The organism is Cupriavidus sp. 05N39 (assembly GCF_056397325.1).
In genome coordinates this window covers 1-5,455 of the sequence record NZ_JBFTNE010000194.1, presented here as the reverse complement: position 1 = coordinate 5,455, position 5,455 = coordinate 1, and the positions used below count along the sequence as shown (strand labels likewise).

Annotated in this window: 2 tRNA genes and 3 rRNA genes; all 5 read left to right on the top strand. The window is 53.6% G+C overall.

Features of this window, described 5'->3' with window-relative positions:
- The first annotated feature begins 76 nt into the window (after positions 1 to 76).
- The 5 genes from AC1DN0_RS40035 to rrf all read left to right on the top strand — a co-directional run bounded on the left by AC1DN0_RS40035 (position 77) and on the right by rrf (position 5,402).
- A 16S ribosomal RNA gene (locus AC1DN0_RS40035) occupies positions 77 to 1,608 on the top strand.
- A gap of 61 nt (positions 1,609 to 1,669) precedes the next feature.
- Positions 1,670 to 1,746: transfer RNA gene (locus AC1DN0_RS40030), tRNA-Ile, on the top strand.
- A 46-nt stretch (positions 1,747 to 1,792) separates the two neighbouring features.
- Positions 1,793 to 1,868: transfer RNA gene (locus AC1DN0_RS40025), tRNA-Ala, on the top strand.
- A 314-nt stretch (positions 1,869 to 2,182) separates the two neighbouring features.
- Positions 2,183 to 5,155 (top strand): 23S ribosomal RNA (locus AC1DN0_RS40020).
- Between the two features lie 134 nt (positions 5,156 to 5,289).
- Positions 5,290 to 5,402 (top strand): 5S ribosomal RNA (gene rrf, locus AC1DN0_RS40015).
- The 16S, 23S and 5S rRNA genes sit together here with 2 tRNA genes alongside, the layout of an rRNA operon.
- Positions 5,403 to 5,455 lie beyond the last annotated feature (53 nt).

The following is a 5,455-nucleotide window of genomic DNA, read 5'->3' as shown; positions in this document are numbered from 1 at the left end:
CGGATGTAGCCAGTCAGTTTTCTGAGAGTGAGCGACCGCTCGAAAGAGCGAGRTYCKYMRGRAYCACACAGGTATTAAACTGAAGAGTTTGATCCTGGCTCAGATTGAACGCTGGCGGCATGCCTTACACATGCAAGTCGAACGGCAGCACGGGAGCAATCCTGGTGGCGAGTGGCGAACGGGTGAGTAATACATCGGAACGTGCCCTGTCGTGGGGGATAACTAGTCGAAAGATTAGCTAATACCGCATACGACCTGAGGGTGAAAGCGGGGGACCGYAAGGCCTCGCGCGATAGGAGCGGCCGATGTCTGATTAGCTAGTTGGTGGGGTAAAGGCCCACCAAGGCGACGATCAGTAGCTGGTCTGAGAGGACGATCAGCCACACTGGGACTGAGACACGGCCCAGACTCCTACGGGAGGCAGCAGTGGGGAATTTTGGACAATGGGGGCAACCCTGATCCAGCAATGCCGCGTGTGTGAAGAAGGCCTTCGGGTTGTAAAGCACTTTTGTCCGGAAAGAAATCCYYTGCTCTAATACAGCGGGGGGATGACGGTACCGGAAGAATAAGCACCGGCTAACTACGTGCCAGCAGCCGCGGTAATACGTAGGGTGCGAGCGTTAATCGGAATTACTGGGCGTAAAGCGTGCGCAGGCGGTTTTGTAAGACAGGCGTGAAATCCCCGAGCTCAACTTGGGAATGGCGCTTGTGACTGCAAGGCTAGAGTATGTCAGAGGGGGGTAGAATTCCACGTGTAGCAGTGAAATGCGTAGAGATGTGGAGGAATACCGATGGCGAAGGCAGCCCCCTGGGACGTCACTGACGCTCATGCACGAAAGCGTGGGGAGCAAACAGGATTAGATACCCTGGTAGTCCACGCCCTAAACGATGTCAACTAGTTGTTGGGGATTCATTTCTTCAGTAACGTAGCTAACGCGTGAAGTTGACCGCCTGGGGAGTACGGTCGCAAGATTAAAACTCAAAGGAATTGACGGGGACCCGCACAAGCGGTGGATGATGTGGATTAATTCGATGCAACGCGAAAAACCTTACCTACCCTTGACATGCCACTAACGAAGCAGAGATGCATCAGGTGCCCGAAAGGGAAAGTGGACACAGGTGCTGCATGGCTGTCGTCAGCTCGTGTCGTGAGATGTTGGGTTAAGTCCCGCAACGAGCGCAACCCTTGTCTTTAGTTGCTACGCAAGAGCACTCTAGAGAGACTGCCGGTGACAAACCGGAGGAAGGTGGGGATGACGTCAAGTCCTCATGGCCCTTATGGGTAGGGCTTCACACGTCATACAATGGTGCGTACAGAGGGTTGCCAACCCGCGAGGGGGAGCTAATCCCAGAAAACGCATCGTAGTCCGGATCGTAGTCTGCAACTCGACTACGTGAAGCTGGAATCGCTAGTAATCGCGGATCAGCATGCCGCGGTGAATACGTTCCCGGGTCTTGTACACACCGCCCGTCACACCATGGGAGTGGGTTTTGCCAGAAGTAGTTAGCCTAACCGCAAGGAGGGCGATTACCACGGCAGGGTTCATGACTGGGGTGAAGTCGTAACAAGGTAGCCGTATCGGAAGGTGCGGCTGGATCACCTCCTTTCAAGAGCGTGCATCTTAAGTCGAGCGTTCACACTTATCGGTTTGTTTGCTGTTACAGCCAAGGGTCTGTAGCTCAGGTGGTTAGAGCACCGTCTTGATAAGGCGGGGGTCGTAGGTTCAAGTCCTACCAGACCCACCAAGTTACGGATGGTGGTTCGACGCTGAACCTCCGGACAGAAGTACATGGGGGATTAGCTCAGCTGGGAGAGCACCTGCTTTGCAAGCAGGGGGTCGTCGGTTCGATCCCGTCATCCTCCACCATTTACCGCGCACTTCGGTGTGCCCCTTGGATTGGTCGTCAAAGGCAAGCGCTTAGGATTGAGCGTTTGCCTTTGGCCTTGGCCAAGACGTTGCGAGACCAAGTTTCGCACGGCTGTTCTTTAAMAATATGGGATGTAGTAAAGGTGTCGTGAGCGTTGATGAGACGCTGWAGTACAACACGATACCGGGTTGTGATTGTATCAACCAAAATGTATTTAAGTGATCGAAAGATGACTTGGAATACGGCACAAATGCGAGAACTCATCCTGTAGCGAGCACGGCTTGAACGCAAGTTTGAGACACACTCGTTATAGGGTCAAGCGAACAAGTGCATGTGGTGGATGCCTTGGCGATCACAGGCGATGAAGGACGCGGTAGCCTGCGAAAAGCTTCGGGGAGCTGGCAAACAAGCTTTGATCCGGAGATGTCCGAATGGGGAAACCCGGCCYGAATGGGTCATCCCTGACTGAATACATAGGTCAGGGAAGCGAACGCGGCGAACTGAAACATCTAAGTAGCTGCAGGAACAGAAATCAACCGAGATTCCCARAGTAGTGGCGAACGAAATGGGAAGAGCCTTGTACTCTTTAGCAGCATTGTTAGCAGAACGGGATGGAAAGCCCGGCCATAGCAGGTGATAGCCCTGTATGCGAAAACAGCGTTGTGGAACTAGGTGTACGACAAGTAGGGCGGGACACGTGAAATCCTGTCTGAAGATGGGGGGACCATCCTCCAAGGCTAAATACTCGTGATCGACCGATAGTGAACCAGTACCGTGAGGGAAAGGCGAAAAGAACCCCGGGAGGGGAGTGAAATAGATCCTGAAACCGCATGCATACAAACAGTCGGAGCCTGGAAACGGGTGACGGCGTACCTTTTGTATAATGGGTCAGCGACTTACATTCAGTGGCAAGCTTAACCGATTAGGGAAGGCGTAGCGAAAGCGAGTCCGAAYAGGGCGTTCAGTCGCTGGGTGTAGACCCGAAACCAGACGATCTATCCATGGCCAGGTTGAAGGTGCGGTAACACGTACTGGAGGACCGAACCCACTAACGTTGAAAAGTTAGGGGATGAGCTGTGGATAGGGGTGAAAGGCTAAACAAGTCTGGAAATAGCTGGTTCTCTCCGAAAACTATTTAGGTAGTGCCTCGTGTCTCACCTTCGGGGGTAGAGCACTGTCATGGTTGGGGGGTCTATTGCTGATTACCCCGCCATAGCAAACTCCGAATACCGAAGAGTGCAATCACGGGAGACAGACATCGGGTGCTAACGTCCGGTGTCAAGAGGGAAACAACCCAGACCGCCAGCTAAGGTCCCTAAGATTGGCTAAGTGGGAAACGAAGTGGGAAGGCKAAAACAGTCAGGAGGTTGGCTTAGAAGCAGCCATCCTTTAAAGAAAGCGTAATAGCTCACTGATCGAGTCGTCCTGCGCGGAAGATGTAACGGGGCTAAGCCAGTCACCGAAGCTGCGGATGCGTGCATTCCTTTAAGTGCACCTTGCTTGTCGATGCGCAGCATCGACAAAGCGCCCAACAATGGTCGTTGGGATGCAAGTGGAGTGGATTTAAAGGAGTGCACGCATGGTAGGAGAGCGTTCTGTAAGCCTGTGAAGGTGTCTTGTAAAGGATGCTGGAGGTATCAGAAGTGCGAATGCTGACATGAGTAGCGATAAAGGGGGTGAAAAGCCCCCTCGCCGTAAGCCCAAGGTTTCCTACGCAACGTTCATCGGCGTAGGGTGAGTCGGCCCCTAAGGCGAGGCAGAGATGCGTAGCTGATGGGAAGCAGGTTAATATTCCTGCACCGTCGTATGATGCGATGGGGGGACGGATCGCGGAAGGTTGTCCGGGTGTTGGAAGTCCCGGTCCCTGYATTGGAGAAGGCGCTTAGGCAAATCCGGGCGCGGAATTCAAGGATATGGGGCGAGCGGCCTAGAGCTGCGAAGCAATTGGAAGTGGTTCCAAGAAAAGCCTCTAAGCTTCAGTCATACGAGACCGTACCGCAAACCGACACAGGTGGGCGAGATGAGTATTCTAAGGCGCTTGAGAGAACTCGGGAGAAGGAACTCGGCAAATTGGTACCGTAACTTCGGGATAAGGTACGCCCTTGTAGCTTGACTGGCCTGCGCCAGGAGGGTGAAGGGGTTGCAATAAAATGGTGGCTGCGACTGTTTAATAAAAACACAGCACTCTGCAAACACGAAAGTGGACGTATAGGGTGTGACGCCTGCCCGGTGCCGGAAGATTAAATGATGGGGTGCAAGCTCTTGATTGAAGTCCCGGTAAACGGCGGCCGTAACTATAACGGTCCTAAGGTAGCGAAATTCCTTGTCGGGTAAGTTCCGACCTGCACGAATGGCGTAACGATGGCCACACTGTCTCCTCCCGAGACTCAGCGAAGTTGAAGTGTTTGTGATGATGCAATCTCCCCGCGGCTAGACGGAAAGACCCCATGAACCTTTACTGTAGCTTTGCATTGGACTTTGAACCGATCTGTGTAGGATAGGTGGGAGGYTTTGAAGCGTGGACGCTAGTCTGCGTGGAGCCGTCCTTGAAATACCACCCTGGTTTGTTTGAGGTTCTAACCTTGGCCCGTGAATCCGGGTCGGGGACAGTGCATGGTAGGCAGTTTGACTGGGGCGGTCTCCTCCCAAAGTGTAACGGAGGAGTTCGAAGGTACGCTTGGTACGGTCGGACATCGTACCTAAAGTGCAATGGCAAAAGCGTGCTTAACTGCGAGACCGACAAGTCGAGCAGGTGCGAAAGCAGGACATAGTGATCCGGTGGTTCTGAATGGAAGGGCCATCGCTCAACGGATAAAAGGTACTCTGGGGATAACAGGCTGATACCGCCCAAGAGTTCATATCGACGGCGGTGTTTGGCACCTCGATGTCGGCTCATCTCATCCTGGGGCTGTAGCCGGTCCCAAGGGTATGGCTGTTCGCCATTTAAAGAGGTACGTGAGCTGGGTTTAAAACGTCGTGAGACAGTTTGGTCCCTATCTGCCGTGGGCGTTGGAATCTTGACGGGGGCTGCTCCTAGTACGAGAGGACCGGAGTGGACGTACCGCTGGTGTACCTGTTGTCTCGCCAGAGGCATCGCAGGGTAGCTATGTACGGAAGAGATAACCGCTGAAAGCATCTAAGCGGGAAACTCGCCTGAAGATGAGGATTCCCTGGAGCCTTGAGCTCCTTGAAGGGTCGTTCGAGACCAGGACGTTGATAGGCTGGGTGTGGAAGCGCAGTAATGCGTTAAGCTAACCAGTACTAATTGCCCGTAAGGCTTGATCCTATAACCAGTGTGTTTCTGCTGGTTGAGTRTCGCGTGCCGCTGCCGTGATAACGAGCAGCTTGGCCGATACGCACAACCYCTACTACATCCCTATTCGCTGCGTTGAACATKGCTCAACGCGGCCACCGTTYATGCCTGGTGACCATAGCGAGTTGGAACCACCCCTTCCCATCCCGAACAGGACCGTGAAACGACTCCACGCCGATGATAGTGCGGATACCCGTGTGAAAGTAGGTAATCGCCAGGCTCTCCCTTGAAACCCCCCAGTACGAAAGTACTGGGGGGTTTTGCTTTTGCGGC